The 16,319-nt window shown below is 73.4% G+C and carries 13 protein-coding genes and 1 pseudogene; 6 read left to right on the top strand and 8 right to left on the bottom strand.

What is annotated here, in order from left to right; all coding sequences use genetic code 11:
- Nucleotides 1-1,083: pseudogene (locus AB0E14_RS23325) on the top strand (hypothetical protein); the annotation flags it as partial.
- A 177-nt stretch (nucleotides 1,084-1,260) separates the two neighbouring features.
- Here the strand turns inward: AB0E14_RS23325 and AB0E14_RS23320 are convergent.
- From AB0E14_RS23320 to AB0E14_RS23310, 3 genes are all read right to left on the bottom strand, one after another.
- A complete protein-coding gene (locus AB0E14_RS23320; protein WP_362421247.1) occupies nucleotides 1,261-2,472 on the bottom strand; it encodes a serine-threonine protein kinase in 1,212 nt (403 codons plus the stop codon).
- A gap of 84 nt (nucleotides 2,473-2,556) precedes the next feature.
- The gene (locus AB0E14_RS23315) at nucleotides 2,557-3,897 is read right to left on the bottom strand and encodes an erythromycin esterase family protein (protein WP_362421244.1); all 1,341 of its coding nucleotides are present in this window, start codon (nucleotides 3,895-3,897) and stop codon (nucleotides 2,557-2,559) included.
- 101 nt (nucleotides 3,898-3,998) lie between these two features.
- Nucleotides 3,999-5,255, bottom strand: coding sequence for a DUF1343 domain-containing protein (locus tag AB0E14_RS23310; protein WP_362421241.1), 1,257 nt, complete (start codon nucleotides 5,253-5,255; stop codon nucleotides 3,999-4,001).
- A 151-nt stretch (nucleotides 5,256-5,406) separates the two neighbouring features.
- On the opposite strand from AB0E14_RS23310, the gene AB0E14_RS23305 reads away from it, so the two are divergent.
- The 3 genes from AB0E14_RS23305 (at nucleotide 5,407) to AB0E14_RS23295 (ending at nucleotide 8,620) form a co-directional block, all read left to right on the top strand.
- Nucleotides 5,407-6,174 (top strand): SDR family oxidoreductase, encoded by a 768-nt coding sequence (locus tag AB0E14_RS23305; protein WP_362421238.1) that lies wholly within the window; start codon nucleotides 5,407-5,409, stop codon nucleotides 6,172-6,174.
- Nucleotides 6,171-7,952 carry an AMP-binding protein gene (locus tag AB0E14_RS23300; RefSeq protein WP_362421235.1) on the top strand — a complete coding sequence of 594 codons (1,782 nt, stop codon included), beginning with the start codon at nucleotides 6,171-6,173 and terminating at the stop codon, nucleotides 7,950-7,952. Before AB0E14_RS23305 ends, AB0E14_RS23300 begins: the two co-directional genes overlap by 4 nt.
- A 74-nt stretch (nucleotides 7,953-8,026) precedes the next feature.
- Nucleotides 8,027-8,620 (top strand): TetR/AcrR family transcriptional regulator, encoded by a 594-nt coding sequence (locus AB0E14_RS23295; protein ID WP_362421232.1) that lies wholly within the window; start codon nucleotides 8,027-8,029, stop codon nucleotides 8,618-8,620.
- Nucleotides 8,621-8,626: 6 nt separating this feature from the next.
- On the opposite strand, the gene AB0E14_RS23290 is transcribed toward AB0E14_RS23295, so the two are convergent.
- Together AB0E14_RS23290 and AB0E14_RS23285 are read right to left on the bottom strand one after the other, a co-directional pair.
- Nucleotides 8,627-9,841 (bottom strand): acyl-CoA dehydrogenase family protein, encoded by a 1,215-nt coding sequence (locus AB0E14_RS23290; RefSeq protein WP_362421229.1) that lies wholly within the window; start codon nucleotides 9,839-9,841, stop codon nucleotides 8,627-8,629.
- A gap of 6 nt (nucleotides 9,842-9,847) precedes the next feature.
- The gene (locus AB0E14_RS23285) at nucleotides 9,848-10,870 is read right to left on the bottom strand and encodes a phosphotransferase family protein (protein WP_362421227.1); all 1,023 of its coding nucleotides are present in this window, start codon (nucleotides 10,868-10,870) and stop codon (nucleotides 9,848-9,850) included.
- A 157-nt stretch (nucleotides 10,871-11,027) separates the two neighbouring features.
- Here AB0E14_RS23285 and AB0E14_RS23280 point away from each other — a divergent pair, with 157 nt between their 5' ends.
- Complete coding sequence (locus AB0E14_RS23280) at nucleotides 11,028-12,287, top strand: glucarate dehydratase family protein (RefSeq protein ID WP_362421225.1); 1,260 nt, start codon at nucleotides 11,028-11,030, stop codon at nucleotides 12,285-12,287.
- On the opposite strand, the gene AB0E14_RS23275 is transcribed toward AB0E14_RS23280, so the two are convergent.
- From AB0E14_RS23275 to AB0E14_RS23265, 3 genes are all read right to left on the bottom strand, one after another.
- Nucleotides 12,274-13,752, bottom strand: coding sequence for a DUF4157 domain-containing protein (locus AB0E14_RS23275; protein ID WP_362421223.1), 1,479 nt, complete (start codon nucleotides 13,750-13,752; stop codon nucleotides 12,274-12,276). The two genes, AB0E14_RS23280 and AB0E14_RS23275, sit on opposite strands and share 14 nt — an antisense overlap.
- A 147-nt stretch (nucleotides 13,753-13,899) precedes the next feature.
- A complete protein-coding gene (locus AB0E14_RS23270) occupies nucleotides 13,900-14,844 on the bottom strand; it encodes an MBL fold metallo-hydrolase (protein ID WP_362421220.1) in 945 nt (314 codons plus the stop codon).
- A gap of 76 nt (nucleotides 14,845-14,920) precedes the next feature.
- Entirely contained in the window at nucleotides 14,921-15,217 is a 297-nt protein-coding gene (locus AB0E14_RS23265; protein WP_362421217.1) for a hypothetical protein, read from the bottom strand.
- 151 nt (nucleotides 15,218-15,368) lie between these two features.
- Here AB0E14_RS23265 and AB0E14_RS23260 point away from each other — a divergent pair, with 151 nt between their 5' ends.
- Nucleotides 15,369-16,307 carry an NADP-dependent oxidoreductase gene (locus AB0E14_RS23260; protein WP_362421214.1) on the top strand — a complete coding sequence of 313 codons (939 nt, stop codon included), beginning with the start codon at nucleotides 15,369-15,371 and terminating at the stop codon, nucleotides 16,305-16,307.
- Nucleotides 16,308-16,319 lie beyond the last annotated feature (12 nt).

Raw genomic sequence — 16,319 nt, 5'->3', positions numbered from 1 at the left:
GCAGGGCCCACCCCCGCACCCGCTCCAACCGCTCCCCGTCGACGAGGAGGACGCGGGGCGTGCCACCGGCGGGCCGAGGGGTGCGCCGACTACGCGCCGGGTGTCCGCCGCATCCGGAGCGCGGCGGCCTCGAATCCCGCCGTACCTCCCGCGGGCCTGGAGGCCCTCCTCGACGCGGTGGAGGCCGAGGACGCGGCGGAAGCCGAGGGAGGTGCCCGGCCCGAGCAACGCGCCCGGGCCGAGGACGGTGCCCGGGCCGGGGACGGGGCCAAGGCCGGAGACGAGGCCCGGGCCCGGGGCGGGGCCAAGGCCGGAGACGAGGCCCGGGCCGCGCCGGTCCTGTCGGCTCGTACGTCCTGGCTGTGCGCCGACATCGCCGAGCGGACCGACCTCCCGGTCTCCCTCCGAGCCCGTCTGGCCGCCCACCCGGCCGCGTTCGTACGGAAGACCCTCGCGCGCAACCCGAGCATCGGCGAAGCCCTGATGCGCCGGCTCGCCGACGACCCCGATCCCGAGGTCGCCCTGGCCGTCGCGGAGAACCCGGCCGTCCCGCTGGACCGGATCGTCGCGCTCGCGGGCCGGCGTCGGCTCCCACGCGAGCCGCTGCCCCGGATCCTCGCGGCCACCCACGCCGAGCTGACGAAGCTCGCGGGCAGCCGGGTGGCCCAGGTCCGGGCGCTCGTCGCGGCCCGCCCCGATCTGCCGCCCGCCCTCGTCGAGCGGCTCGCCGCCGACGCCGACATCGGCGTCGCCCGACGGATCGCGCCGCACCGCGGGCTCACCGAGGACCGGCTCGTCGAGCTGGTGGAACGCCACGGTCCGCCCGTGTACGGTGCCGTCGCCCGGAACCCCGGCTGCGGGGGAGCCCTGCTGCGCCGGATGGCCGGGGACTGCGGCCCCGCACGCAAGGCGCTGCGCACGATCGCCGAGCACCCCGCACTGCCGCCGGACGTCGTCGAGGGCCTGCTCACGGACCCGGACCCGAGGGTCGTCCGCGCGGCCGCCGCCCACCCCGCGCTGCCCGTGGCGACGATGGAGCGGCTGCTGGGCCACGCGGCCGACGCGGCGTCGGCGGGGGCATGACCCAGGGCGGCTGTCCGGCGGATCATGGCGGGGCGGCTCATGATCCGCCGGAGAGCGCCCGGCGCCGGTCCGCCGGACAGGTCCTGGCACCGGTCCACCGCCCACCGCCCACCGGCTATCGCCCACCGCCCACCGGCTATCGCCCACCGCCCACCGGCTATCGCCCACCGCCACCGCCTACGGTCTCCCGCCCCCGATCCGCCCCGCCGACACCACCACCCGCGCCAGCTCCGGATGGCAGATGTCGCTGTGCTCGCCGACCACCTCCGCCGCGTCCACGTTCACGCACCCCGACGCCGGGAGCCCGTCGCGCAGGGCGCGGGAGAGGGGGAGGGCGGGGGTGCCGGGGACGGCCTGGATGCCGTCGTGGCCGACGGCCATCCAGCGCTTGTCCGTGCCGAGCAGGGAGTCGGCGTCCCTCGCGAGGCGGGAGGCCAGTGGGTAGAAGACCCGCAGGGCGGTGTCGTGGCGCGAGTAGCAGGCCACCACCGGGCCCTCGACCCGCGCCTGGAGGTCCCGCAGGGCGCCGCCGCGCCCCTGCTCGTGCGGCAGCCGCGCCGCGAACGCGTAGTGCGAGAAGGCCCCTTGGAGCAGCGTCACCGACGCCACGTTCCGCGCCCCGGCGGGCAGCCCGCGCAGCGCGTGGGCGACGAGGCGGGCGCCGAAGCTGTGCCCGACGAGATGGCAGCGCAGACCGGGGGCGGAGCGGGCGACCTCGCCCAGGAGCGGGCCGAGGCCGCGCTCGCCGACCACGCCGGCCCGCCGCTTCATCGTGTAGTACGTGGCCTGCCGCAGCGCCTCCTTGGCGCCCTTCCAGTACCGCGTCAGCCGCCCGCCGCCGAACGCCTCGCGCGGGGTCGGCACGCTCCCCGGACCCGCCGCCTCCTCCAGCGCGTCGGTGAACATCGCGCAGACCGCCACCGTGTCCGCGAGCAGGAAGTCGGGCACGGCCCGATCGTCGGTGTGGAAGGCCTGCGAGCCGTCCGTGTCGGTCAGCGCCCGCAGCAGCGCGCCGAACTCGGCGAACGCCGCCTCGTCGTCCGGCTGCTCGGCCAGCAGCGTGGCGATCCGCCCCACCACCGCCTCCTTGCCCGGGTGCACGGCCGCCACGGACTCGACGTCGGGGATCGGCTCGTCCGAGAACATCACCGACGGCCACACCACCCCCGCGTACCCGACGCGTGGTCCCGGCCCCAGGGCATCCGGGAACGGGGCGAAGAACCGTGCGTACAACCCCCGCGCCACGGACGGGGTGTTGTTCCACCCGTGGGCGAACACCACCAGATCCGTGACTCCTTGGGCGGCCAGGCCGGCGAGCTCGGCCCGCCCGCCCGCAGCCCCGTCGCCGTCCTTGTCGAAAGTGATCTCCCGGTACGGCTCCACACTCATGCCGGCCATGGTCTGCCCGTCCCTCCGCGTCGAGCGACTCGTTCCGCGCCAGCATCCTGCGCGCGCGGAGGGACGGCCAGGTTTTCAGCGCAGGCGCGCCGCCGAGACTTCCGGGAAGTGCACGAGCACGTCGTACGCGGTGGCGAGCCGGACGGGCGCCTGGCTGCCCTCCCATGGGTACGCGGTGCCGACCAGCCAGGCCGGCCGGTGCACGTCCAGCCAGCTCCTGGCCGCGGGCGTCGTCGTGCGCAGGTCCAGGTAGAAGGGGCGCGGGGAGACCCGGTCCAGGGTCTCGGCGCTGCTGTCCCCGGCGCCGGGCAGCCCGACCGTGAAGCTCCTGATCGGCTCGCCCGGGGCCTCGGTGTCGTGGGCGTTGAACGAGCCCTTCCCGAAGGAGGCGCCCACGCTCACGTAGTCCCGGCCCAGCGCGTCGCGCAGGAAGGCCCCCTGGAGCCGCGGGTACTGGTCCGGCTTCGTCGTCTCGTAGCCGACGTGCCCGTTGTGCGCGGAGAGCAGCATCCGGTCGCCGGTCCGCCGCTGCCACCACACGGTGTTCTCGGCCATGATCCGGTCGCGGTACAGCATCGCCTCCGCGACCCCCGACGGACTCGCCACGTCGTGCGCCATCTCGGTGCCGACCTGGGCGATCGCCCGCGCGTGCTGGACCGTCCAGGCGTGCTCCTCGCGGTCCCGGCCCGGCTTCTGACGCTCAAGGAGAGCCAGAGCCCGGTTCACGTCGGCCGAGAGACGCCGTCGCTCCTCCAGCGGCCGGGCCATGTAGGCGTTCATCCAGGAGTCGACGGAACCGACCGGCCGCGAGGCCCGGTACAGCTCCTGGAAGCGCGGCAGCAGCCGGGGGTACGTACGGGCGACATAACCCGTGACCTTGTCGAAGAGCTCCGGCCCCGCGTAGCCGAGGTCGTTGCCCATGAACCTCACCGGGTGGTCGGGGTGGCGCAGATTGTGCTGCCGCATCCAGACGATCAGATCGAGGTACTCCTCGGTGTTCCAGAAGCGGTAGGCGTTCTGGAACTCCTCGGCCATGATCCGCTTCGGATCGCCCTTCCCGAACCGTACGTAGTCGTCGATCCGCAGCCCCGCCGACCAGTTGGCCTCCAGGGCGAAGGTGGTGAAGCCCTTCCGCTCCACCAGGTGCTCGAAGATCCGGTGCTTGCTCTCGAAGAACTCGGCCGAGCTGTGCGTCGCCTCGCCGATCCCGACGACCTTGGCCGAGCCGATCATCCGCTCCAGCGGGCGCAGGTCGGTCAGGGCCCGGGCGCTGTGGGCGAGTTCACGGGCGGGGTCGGACGCCGTCGCCGACGCCGACGCGGACTCCGAAGCGGCAGCGGCAGGGGCGAGCGCGGCCACGCAGAGCGCGAGGGCCGCGCCCACCAGCGGTAAGCGCTGTCGAGTGATCGTTTTCATGGGGCAAGCCTGGCGGCGGCGTGCCGGCCGCCGCCAACCTGCCCGCACCCCGGTCCGACCGGGGGATATCCCCCGTCACCGGCCCTTGTCACCGGCCCCCGTCACCGGTACAGCAGGTACTCCCTCCGCACCGCCCGGAAGGCGGTCAGGTCCGCGTCCCACGCGCCCACCACCTCGTCCACGTCCGCGCCCGCGTCGATCAGGGTCCGCACCCGTGTCGAGCCGGTCAGCTTGTCGATCCAGTTGTCCGGGCGCCAGGCGAAGCCGCTCCACGCGCGCGTGGCGCTGACGAGGAGCCCGATGCCGGTCCGTACCGGGTCGAAGGCCGCCCGGTCGTGCACCAGCACCTGCACCCCGCCGACCGTCTTCCCCTGGAACTTGGAGAAGGTCGGGGCGAAGTACGCCTCCCGGAACCGCACCCCGGGCAGCCCGAGCGCGTTCGCGGCCTCCGCCCACCGCCGGTCGATGCCCTCCGCGCCGAGGAGTTCGAAGGGGCGGGTGGTGCCCCGGCCCTCGGAGAGGTTGGTCCCCTCGAAGAGACAGGTGCCGGAGTAGACGAGCGCGGTGTCGGCCGTCGGCATGTTCGGGCTCGGCGGCACCCACGGAAGACCGGTCGCGTCGAAGAAGTCCGAGCGCCGCCACCCCGACATCCGTACGGTCTCCAGCTCCACCGGCCGGGTCAGGAACTCGGCGTTGAACAGCAGCGCCAGCTCCGCGACCGTCATCCCGTGCGCCTGCGCGATCGGCTCGCGCCCCACGAACGTCGCGAACGCGCGGTCGAGGACCGGGCCGAGCGCGGCCCGTCCCGTCACGGGGTTCGGCCGGTCCAGGACGACGAACCGTTTCCCCGCCAGCTCGGCGGCCACCATGCAGTCGTACAGCGTCCAGATGTACGTGTAGAAACGGGCGCCGACGTCCTGGATGTCGAAGACGACGGTGTCCACGCCCGAGGCGGTGAAGACGTCCGCGAGCGGCTGCCCGCTCTTCAGATACGTGTCGTATACGGGCAGTCCCGTCGCCGGGTCGTCGTGGCGGCCCTCGGAGCCGCCGGCCTGCGCCGTGCCCCGGAAACCGTGCTCGGGGCCGAAGACCGCCACCAGGTCCACCCGGTCGTCGGCGTGCATGACGTCCACGATGTGCCGGACGTCGGCCGTGATCCCGGTCGGGTTGGTGACGACCCCGACGCGTTCACCGGCGAGCGCCCGGTACCCGTCGGCCGCCAGCCGCTCGAACCCGGTACGGACCCGCCGGCCGCCGCCCCCCTCGTGGGCCTCGGCCGCCGGGGCGGCCACCGCGGCGATCCCGAGGGCGCCGCCGGCGGCCAGCACACCGCGTCTCGACAGACTCGACCGGCTCATGCGCAGACCTCCTTGATCGCCTTCCCTGACATGGCCACGCACCGTAGCGCTCCTGACGGCCCCAGGGAACGAGGCGTGCGCAGGGGACTTCCGCCGTTACATACCGACTGGTTAGTCTGCTCGTACTGTCGCAACGGAGAGGCGGGTCTCGATGAGTACGGTGGTACAGGGTTCCGGAGTGGTCGTCACGGGCGCGGGCGGCGGGATCGGAGCCGCGCTGGCCCGCCGGTTCGCCGGCGAGGGGGCCCGGGTCGTCGTCAACGACCTGGACCCCGACCGTGCCAAGGCCGTCGCCGAGGAGATCGGCGCCACCGCCGTCCCGGGCGACGCCTCGGAGATCGTCGAGGAGGCCCGCGCGGCGCTCGGCGGCACCGTCGACGTGTGGTGCGCCAACGCCGGACTCGCCTCGGGCGGCGACGCCTTCGCCGACGAGGCCGTCTGGGCCGCCGCCTGGGACGTCAACGTGATGGCCCACGTCCGCGCGGTCCGCGCCCTGCTGCCCGACTGGCTGGAGCGCGGCAGCGGCCGCTTCGTCTCCACCGTCTCCGCCGCGGGGCTGCTCACGATGGTCGGCGCGGCCCCGTACAGCGTCTCCAAGCACGGTGCGTACGCCTTCGCCGAATGGCTCTCCCTCACCTACCGCCACCGCGGCCTCAAGGTCCACGCGATCTGCCCGCAGGGCGTCCGTACGGACATGCTGACCGCCGCCGGATCCGCCGGCGAACTCGTCCTCGCCCCGACCGCGATCGAGCCCGAGGACGTCGCCGACTCGCTCATGGACGCCATCGAGGCCGACCGTTTCCTGGTCCTCCCGCACCCCGAGGTCGCCGCCTTCTACCAGGCGCGCGCCACCGACCCCGAGCGCTGGCTCGAGAACATGAACCACATCCAGCGCAAGTGGGAAGGGGCCGGCGCATGACCGCCACCGCCCCCGGCTCCCCGGCCGAGCCCGGTCCCCCGACCGCCCCCGGCTCCCCGGCCGAGCCCGGTCCCCCGACCGCCCCCGGCACCCCGGCCGCCCCCGGCTCCCCGGCCGAGTCCGGTCCCTCCGCCGGGTCCCGCTACGCCGCCAAGCCCTGGCTCGGGCAGCTCACCGAGGCCCAGCGCGCCCCGATAGCGCCGCCCGCCACCCCGCTGCACGCCTTCCGCGCCGCAGCCGCGCGCGCCCCCGAACACCCGGCCCTCGCCTACTTCGACGGCCGGCTGAGCTACCGCGAGACCGACGCGCTCTCCGACTCGGTCGCCGGACACCTCGCCGCCCGCGGTCTCGCCAGGGGCGACCGGGTGGCCATCATGCTCCAGAACAGCCCGCACTTCGTCCTCGCCCTGCTCGGCGCCTGGAAGGCCGGCGCGACCGTCGTCCCGCTCAACCCCATGTACAAGGCGGGCGAGGTCGGGCACGCCCTGCGGGACTCCGGGGCCACCGCGCTCGTCTGCTCCGACCGCGCCTGGGAGAGCTTCCTGCGGGAGACCGCCGCCGACACCTCCGTACGGATCGCCCTCACGGCCAGCGAACGCGACCTCCAGACCCGCGACGACCCGCGCGTCCTCGCCTTCGAGAGGGTGGACACGGACGCCGACGACCTCCTCGCCGTCGCCCGTGCCGGACACCCCGCCCCCGGGGGCCGCGAACCCGCCGGCGAGGACGTGGCCCTGATCAGCTACACCTCGGGCACCAGCGGCACCCCCAAGGGCGCCCTCAACCTCCACCGGGGCATCGCCTACAACGCCGAACGCCAGCGCACCGGCCACCCCGTCCCCGAGGGCGCGGGCTACTTCGCGCTCGCCCCGCTCTTCCACATCACCGGGCTCGTCTGCGAGCTGGCCGCCTGCTTCGGCAACGCGGGCACCCTCGTCCTCGCCTACCGCTTCGACGCCGGGGTCGTCCTCGACGCCTTCCTCGAGCACCGCCCCGCCTACACCGTGGGTCCGTCCACCGCCTTCATGGCCCTCGCCGCGCACCCGGCCGCCACCCGCGACCACTTCTCCTCCTTCCTCGTCGTCTCCTCGGGCGGCGCCCCCGTCCCGCCGGCCCTGGTGGAGAAGTTCCGTGCCGGCTTCGGTCCGTACCTCCACAACGGCTACGGGCTCACCGAGTGCACCGCGCCCTGCGCCGCCGTCCCGCCCGAGAAGGAGGCCCCGGTCGACCCCGCCTCCGGCACCCTCTCCGTCGGCGTCCCCGGACCCGAGACCCTCGTCCGGATCCTCGACGAGAACGGCGCCGAGGTGCCGTTCGGTGAGCACGGCGAGATCGCCGTGAGCGGCCCGCAGGTCGTGCCCGGCTACTGGCGGCTCCCCGAGGCCACCGCCGCCACGTTCCCCGAAGGGGAACTGCGGACCGGAGACATCGGCTTCATGGACACGGACGGCTGGCTCTACGTCGTCGACCGCAAGAAGGACATGATCAACGCCTCCGGATTCAAGGTCTGGCCCCGGGAGGTGGAGGACGTCCTCTACACCCACCCGGCCGTGCGCGAGGCCGCCGTCGTCGGCATCCCGGACGCCTACCGGGGCGAGACGGTCAAGGCGTACGTGAGCCTGCGCCCGGGCACCTCCGTCGAGCCCGCGGAGCTCTCCGCCCACTGCGAGCAGCGGCTCGCAGCGTACAAGTACCCGCGCGAGGTCGAGATCCTGGCGGAGCTGCCCAAGACGACAAGTGGGAAGATCCTCCGGAGGGAACTGCGTTCCCACCGGTAGACACGACACGTGGACACCACACCCACGGCAGACACCCCACCCCCACGGGGACCACGCGAGAAAGGCGGCGGCGCATGGCCAGGACGACGGACGGGAGCGGTACCCCCGTCCCCCAGAGGCTGCTGGCCGCCGCCACCCGGCTCTTCGCGGAGCAGGGGTACGACCGCACCTCCGTCCAGGAGATCGTGGAGGCGGCGGGCGTCACCAAGGGCGCGCTCTACCACTACTTCGGCTCCAAGGAGGATCTCCTCCAGGAGGTCTACGCCCGGGTGCTGCGGCTGCAGCAGGAGCGGCTCGACGCTTTCGCGCAGGCCGACGCGCCGGTCGAGCAGCGGCTGCGGGACGCCGCCGCCGACGTCGTGGTGACCACCATCGAGAACCTCGACGACGCCTCGATCTTCTTCCGCTCGATGCACCACCTCAGCCCGGAGAAGAACAAGCAGGTCCGGTCCGAGCGGCGCCGCTACCACGAGCGTTTCCGCGCCCTCATCGAGGAGGGCCAGCGGTCCGGGGTGTTCTCCTCCACGACCCCGGCGGACCTGGTGGTGGACTACCACTTCGGCTCGGTCCACCACCTGTCCACCTGGTACCGCCCGGACGGCCCGATGACGCCGCAGCAGGTCGCCGACCACCTCGCCGACCTGCTGCTGCGCGCCCTGCGGCCGTAACGCGACCTACAGGTACTTCTTCAGCTCCCGCCGGGCCAGCGACCGCTGGTGCACCTCGTCGGGGCCGTCCGCGATCATCAGCGTCCGCGCCCCGGCCCACAGCTCGGCCAGCGGGAAGTCCTGCGACACCCCGCCGGCGCCGTGCACCTGGACGGCCCTGTCGAGGATGTCGACCACCGCGCGCGGGGTCGCGATCTTGATCGCCTGGATCTCCGTGTGCGCGCCCCGGTTGCCCACGGTGTCCATCAGCCAGGCCGTCTTGAGGACGAGCAGCCGCAGCTGCTCGACCGTCACCCGCGCGTCCGCGATCCAGTTCTGCACCACACCCTGCTGGGCGATCGGCTTGCCGAAGGCGGTACGGGACACGGCCCGCCGGCACATCAGCTCGATCGCCCGCTCGGCCATGCCGATCAGCCGCATGCAGTGGTGGATCCGGCCAGGGCCGAGCCGGGCCTGGGCGATGGCGAAGCCGCCGCCCTCCTCGCCGATGAGGTTGGCCGCCGGGACGCGGACGTCGTGGAAGACGACCTCCGCGTGCCCGCCGTGGGAGTGGTCCTCGTACCCGTACACCTGCATCGCCCGTCGCACCTCGACGCCCGGGGTGTCGCGGGGCACGAGGATCATCGACTGCTGGCGGCGGAGGTCCGTGCCGTCGGGGTCGGTCTTGCCCATGACGATGAAGATCTTGCAGTCGGGGTTCATCGCCCCGGAGATGTACCACTTGCGCCCGTTGACGACGTACTCGTCGCCCTCGCGCAGGATCCGCGTCTCGATGTTGGTCGCGTCCGAGGAGGCCACCTCGGGCTCCGTCATCGCGAACGCCGAGCGGATCTCCCCGGCGAGCAGCGGCTCCAGCCACTGCTTCTTCTGCGCCTCGTCGCCGAACTGGGCGAGCACCTCCATGTTCCCGGTGTCGGGCGCCGCGCAGTTGAGGGCCGTCGGGGCCAACTGCGGGCTGCGGCCGGTGATCTCCGCGAGCGGCGCGTACTGGAGGTTGGTCAGGCCCGCGCCGTGCTCGGAGTCGGGGAGGAAGAGGTTCCACAGGCCCTGGCGGCGGGCCTCGGCCTTCAGCTCCTCCACGACGGCCGGGGTGTCCCAGGGCGAGGCGAGCAGTGCCCGCTGCTCGTGGGCGGTCGCCTCCGCCGGATACACGTGCTCGTCCATGAAAGCGAGCAGCTTCTCCCGCAGCTCCTCGGTGCGCGCGTCGAATGCGAAGTCCATGGCGGATCAGCCTTCCTGGAGGGTGGTGAGGCCGTGCTCGATGAAGACGGGGACGAGGTCGCCGATGCGGTCGAAGCCCGCGCCGACGGTCTGGCCGAGGGTGTAGCGGTAGTGGATGCCCTCCAGGATCACGGCGAGCTTGAACCAGGCGAAGGCCGTGTACCAGGAGATGGCGGAGGTGTCACGGCCCGAGCGGGCGGCGTACCGCTCGATCAGCTCGGCCGGGTCCGGGTGCCCGGCGGCCCCGGCGGTCGTGGAGACGGGGGAGTGCGGGAGGTCGAGCTTCGCGCTGTACATCGCCAGCAGCCCGAGGTCCGTCAGCGGGTCGCCGAGGGTGGACATCTCCCAGTCGAGGACGGCCTTGATCCGGTCGTCGGCGCCGATCAGGACGTTGTCGAGGCGGTAGTCGCCGTGGACGACGGCCGGGGCGGCGGAGGCCGGCAGGGCGCGGCCGAGCGCGGCGTGCAGCTCGTCGATGCCGGCGAGTTCCCGGTTGCGGGAGGCGTCGAGCTGCTTGCCCCAGCGGCGCAGCTGGCGGTCCAGGAAGCCCTCGGGCCGCCCGAAGTCGGCGAGCCCCACCTCGGCCGGGTCGACGGCGTGCAGCTCGACGAGGGTGTCGACCAGGCCGAGGACGGCCTCGCGGGTGCGTTCGGGGCCGAGCGGGGCGAGCTGTTCGGCGGAGCGGTACGGGGTGCCGTCGACGAACTCCATGACGTAGAACGGCGCTCCGAGGACCGACTCGTCCTCGCACAGGAGCAGGGGCTCCGGCACGGGGACGGCCGTCGTGTGCAGGGCGCTGATCACCCGGTGCTCGCGCTTCATGTCGTGCGCGGTGGCGAGGACATGGCCGAGCGGGGGCCGACGGACCACCCAGCGGTCGGTGCCGTCGGAGACGACGTACGTCAGGTTCGACCGGCCGCCCTCGATCAGCCGGGCGTCGAGGGGGCCGCGCACGAGTCCGGGCCGTTCCCGGTCGAGGAATCCGCGCAACCGCTCGGGGTCGAGACCTGGGGGCGGGGCTGAACTCATCGTGCGTTACCTCCGGGGACGGGGGACGGGTCGGCGTTCATGATGACCGACCAGTCGGTATGTCGTCCAGGGTGGGGTGGAGACTCGTGCCGACCGGGCAGGGGAAAAGGGGGTCCACGGTCTGGTCCCTGGTCCACTCCGTGAATATGGTTCACATATGAATCCTGAGCTGCTTGTCGAGGACGTCCGGCTGACCCCGATCCTGATCGCCGACCCGCCGCTGCTCAACACCCAGGGCGCCCATCAGCCCTTCACCCCCCGCCTGATCGTCGAGGTGGTGACGCAGGGCGGAGTGGTCGGCCTTGGGGAGACCTACGGCGACGGGAAGTATCTGCGGCTCGCCCGGCCGCTGGCCGAGGCGCTCCCGGGGCGGTCGGTCACGGACGTGAACGGCCTCTTCGCGCTGGCCGAGCGGGTGTGCGGCGACTCGCGGGCCGTGGACGAGCGGGTCGACGCGGGCGGCCTGCGCGGGGTCCAGACCGCCGACAAGCTCCGTCTCTCCGTCGTCTCGGCCTTCGAGGTCGCCTGCCTGGACGCGCTCGGCAAGACCCTCGGCCTGCCCGTGCACGCGCTGCTCGGCGGCAAGGTCCGTGACTCCGTCGAGTACAGCGCGTACCTCTTCTACAAGTACGCGGGAGCCGACGAGTGGGGCGAGGCCCTCGACCCGGCCGGCATCGTGGCCCAGGCCCGCCGCTTCGACCGTGCCTACGGCTTCCGCTCCTTCAAGCTCAAGGGCGGGGTCTTCCCGCCCGAGGAGGAGATCGCCGCGATCCGGGCCCTCGCCGAGGAGTTCCCCGGCCGCCCGCTCCGGCTCGACCCCAACGGCGCCTGGTCCGTGGAGACCTCGCTGCGGGTGGCGCGGGAGCTCGAGGACGTCCTGGAGTACCTGGAGGACCCGGCGAGCGGTACGCCCGCCATGGCGGAGGTCGCCTCCCGCACGGACGTGCCGCTCGCGACCAACATGTGCGTGACGACCTTCGAGGAGGTCCCCGAGGCCTTCGCCGCGGGCGCGGTGCGGATCGTCCTGTGCGACCACCACTACTGGGGCGGTCTCCACCGCACCCGCGAACTCGCCGCGCTCTGCCGTGCGTACGGCGTCGGGCTCTCCATGCACTCCAACACCCACCTCGGCATCAGCCTCGCCGCCATGACCCAGGTCGCCGCGACCCTGCCCCACCTCGACCACGCCTGCGACACCCACTACCCCTGGCAGACCGAGGACGTCGTCACCGCCCGCCCCGCGTTCCGGGACGGGCGCCTCGCGGTCTCCGACGCGCCCGGCCTCGGCGTCGCACTGGACCGGGACGCGCTCGCCGCCCTGCACCGCCGGTGGCTGGAGGACGACGGCACCCACCGCGACCGCGACGACGCCGCCGCGATGCGCAGGCTGCGGCCCCAGGGGATCAGGGGAGAGTGATCGGCTGGGTCTTGTCCCCGGGCGCGGGCGCGGGCCGGTCCGGGTGGATCGCGACAAGGCGGGCCCCCTGGGCCCAGGTGCTCTCCCGGCCGAAGAACTGGTAACCGGACTCGAGGAGTTGGAGGATCTCGTGTCCGAGCATCGCCTGTGGGCCGCCCTCGTCGGCCGACTTGCTGCTGTCCCAGAGCGCGCCGTCGCCCAGGCTCTCGACCTCCTGCCAGAAGTTGCCCGCGTGGAGCTGGCCGGCGATCAGCATGGACTCGATCTGCGCCCCGAGGCTGGTGATGATCTTGAACACGGCGCGTTCCTCGATGCCGCCGTCCATGAAGGCGTAGTTGACGGGAACGGACCACTTGGCCGTGTTCAGTCGCCGGCCCATCCGCGCGTCCTCGGGCAGGCGCCCCGGTGTCTGGGGCTTGCCCTGCTGGTACGTGGCCCAGGGGCCGGTGTCGCCCGTCCGGCCGAGGACGAGCTTGCGCTTCGCGGCGAGGGCGGCCGCCTGGGAACTCGCCATCGTCTCGGCGCCGGTGGTCGTCTGGCGGGCGCGGATCTCCGTCTCGATGGCCGCCAGCACCTCGGCCTCGCTGCGCCCCTGGGGCGCGCCGATCAGTTCGTCCACGTACTGGACGTTGTCGTTGAGGTCCCCGTTGAGCATGAGCCACTTCGGCTTGTGGCGGTTCGCCTTCCAGTCGTCGTACGAGTTGAGGTAGTCGTCGACGCACCACGCCGCCTGGTCGACCAGCCTCCGCACCTCGTCGTCGATCTTGCCCGGGTACTGGGGCATGCGCTGAATGTCGCCGGTCCCCGCGGAGACCTCCGCGGCCTGCGCGGACGCCTCGCCGGCGGCGGTCGCCGGGCCGCTCATCGTCCGTTGGGCGGTCGCCGGGCCGCCGCTCATCACCCGGTGGGCGGTGGCCTCCGCCTCGCGCTCGAAGCGGTCCGAGGGGTCGCTGACGCTCAGCCCGTCGCCCCGGTCGGTGCCCGCCACCGGCCCCTTGCGCTGCTGGAGGACATGGGTCAGCTCGTGGGCCAGCGTGTGCCGGTCGAGACCGGACGCCCCGGCGACGATGTGGCTGCCGGAGGTGTAGGCGGCGGCGCCGAGCGCGGCGGCGGAGGCCTGGGCGGCGGTGTCGGTGTGGACGCGCACGTCGGAGAAGTCGGCGCCGAAGCGCGCCTCCATGTCGGAGCGGCTCCCCTCGTCGAGCGGCCGGCCGCCGCCGCGCAGGACGTCGTGCACGGCCGAGCGCTGGACCGCGGGAGCCTCCTCCTCGTGGCCGCAGCCGGCGCCGTGCCGGTGCTCGTCCCGGGCGGCACCGGACCGGCGCAGCATCTGCACCACCGCGGCGTTCCCCGCGGAGCGCTGGAGAGCGAGCAGGGCCTCGGCGGGCGCCCCCGCCGCCGGGGAGGTGCGGTCCGCCGAGGCGTCCCGCCGCTTCGCTGCTCGGCTGCTCGCTCGGTCGTACATGAAGGTCCCTTCGGGCGCAGGTCGTCTGCTTCCCGGTATACCCGCGCGAGATGACGCCCCGCCAGGTACGGCGGGGCAGAGTGTCCCGCCCCTGGGGACGGCTCATGCGGCCCGAAAGGCCCTCGAGGTGCGTGCCCGGGCGTCGGGCTACGCGTGGCAGGCCACCGGCACGCCGCCGTTCATCGCCGCCATGTCCGCGAAGACGGTCGCCGGATCCAGCGGCGAACCCTCCGGGAGGCCGCTCGACTCCGCGTACGCGCGGTGCAGGTTGGCCACCAGGCGCTCGCTCTCGCGCCAGGCGGCGAACTCCCCGAGGTCCGCCGCGCGCGCCGTCTCCAGCGGGGTCTCCCCCTTCGCGTACCCCTCGCGGGCCAGCTCGCCGACCCACCGCAGATACCGTTCCGTCGCGTCGTACGCCGACGGGTCCGTCACCGGGCCGTGGCCCGGCACCACCGTCGGAGCGTCCAGCGAGCGCAGCAGGTCGAGGGCGCGCAGCGAACCCGTCAGCGAACCCATCGGCAGGAACGGCGTCCCGCCCTGGAAGACGAGGTCCCCGGTGAACACCACCCCGCGCTCGGGGACATGGACGATCGAGTCGCCGGTGGTGTGCGCGGGCCCCGGGTGAAGCACCCGCACCTCGAGCCCGCCCACGTGGAGGGTCAGCCGCTCGCTGTACGTGAGCGAGGGCGGGGTCACCTCCACCGCGCCGAAGTCGGTCTGCGGCCAGATCAGATGGAGCTGGTGCCCGGCGGCGATCTGCTCGGCCCGGCAGTTGTCGTGGCCGACGACCAGGGCCTCGGGCGCGAACACCCCGTTGCCGTAGGTGTGGTCGCCGTGATGGTGCGTCGAGACGATCGTCCGGGGGAGCGGCAGCCCCTGCGAGAGCACCGCCGCGCGCAGCAGCCGGGCCCGGCGCTCGGTGGCGGCCGTGTCCACGAGCAGGGACGCCCGGGCGTCGCCCAGGAAACCGGCGTTGTTCAGGCACCAGCCGCCGTCGGGCTGGACGAAGGCGTGCACGTCCGGCGCGAGCGCCACGACATACGGCTCGGAAGGGGACGGGGAGGTGGACGGAGTGGTGGTGTGGGCGGACAAGAAGACCCCCGGACGACGAGAACGGGCTCGACTGACAGGGGGAAAGCCTGCCAGTCGGGCCCGGCCGGGGGAAAGTTCAGTGGTCGTCCCAGTGCCCGTCGTGGGCCGCGTGGCGGTGTCCGTCGTGCATGTAGTCGACGTGGTCGCCGTGGGTCACCGCCTCGTGTCCGCAGGCGGGCCCGTGCTGGTGCGTGTGCCCGTCGTGCGCCTGGTGCTGCGTCCGCTCGCACTCGTCCCAGTGGCCCTCGTGCTCCCGGTGGAGGTGCCCGTCGTGGGCGTAGTCCACGTGCCCCTCGTGCTCGACGGCCGGATGCCCGCAGGCGGGGCCGTGGTCGTGCTCGTGGGTGGGGTGCTCCTGATGGAGAAGAGTCATGTCATTGCCTCTGTGGGGGGTGTGATGTGACGTGCTTCAGGTTAGCCCTGAATGCCCGAGTCGTCCTGATTCCACTCCGCTCTGTCACGCCCGCGCCCCGCCGGGCGAATCCGGCTTGCGGGGGCCGGGGGCCACCGTGATCGTTCGGGGTATGAAGGCGATCAGCTACAGCCGGTACGGCGGCCCCGAGGTGCTCGAGTACGGCGAACGGCCCGACCCGAAGGTCGGCCCGGACGACGTCCTCGTGAAGGTGCGGGCGGCCGCCGTGAACCCGGTCGACTGGAAGGCCCAGGCGGGCCACCTGGACGGGATGATCGACGCCGTCTTCCCCGTCATCCCCGGCTGGGACGTCTCCGGGGTCGTCGTCCAGCCCGGGGTGTCCGTCACCGAGTTCACCGTCGGCGACGAGGTCATGGGGTACGTCCGCGAGGACTTCCTCTCCCGGGGCACCTTCGCCGAGTACGTCGCCGCCCCCGTCCGTACCCTCGCCCGCAAGCCGCGCACCGTGGGCTTCGAGGAGTCCGCCGCCCTCCCGCTCGCCGGGCTCACCGCCTACCAGGTGCTCCACCAGGCCCTCGCGGTCCGTGAGGGCGACACGGTCCTGGTCCACGCGGCGGCCGGCGGGGTCGGCGCCATGGCCGTCCAGCTGGCCCGCCATCTCGGCTGCCGGGTCATCGGCGCGGTGCGCGAGGAGGGCAGGGAGCGGGTCGAGGAGCTGGGTGCCGAGCCCGTCGTCTACGACGAGCACACCTTCGTGGAGCAGATCCGCGCCCTCGCGCCCGAGGGCGTGGACGCGGCCTTCGACACCATCGGCGGCCCCTTCCTGAAGCAGACCGCCGACGTCCTGGCCCCCGAGGGCCGCCTCGCCTCCATCGCGGACGGCGAGGTGATCGCCCTGGGCGGCCGCTACTTCTGGGTCCGCCCGAACGCCGAGGACCTCGCCGCGCTCGCCCGTCTGGTGGACGAGGGCGTGCTCTCCGTACGCGTCGCCCGCACCTTCCCCCTGGAGCAGGCGGCCGACGCCCAGCGCGCCAACCGCGAGGGCGGCCTCCAGGGCAAGGTCGTCGTCACGGTGACCTGGCCGGACTAGGGATCGCTTCGA

The sequence above is a fragment of the Streptomyces sp. NPDC047981 genome (assembly GCF_040653315.1).
Taxonomy (GTDB): domain Bacteria; phylum Actinomycetota; class Actinomycetes; order Streptomycetales; family Streptomycetaceae; genus Streptomyces.
The sequence above is the reverse complement of the archived record's forward strand: the minus strand, read 5'-3'. Positions and strand labels throughout refer to the sequence as shown.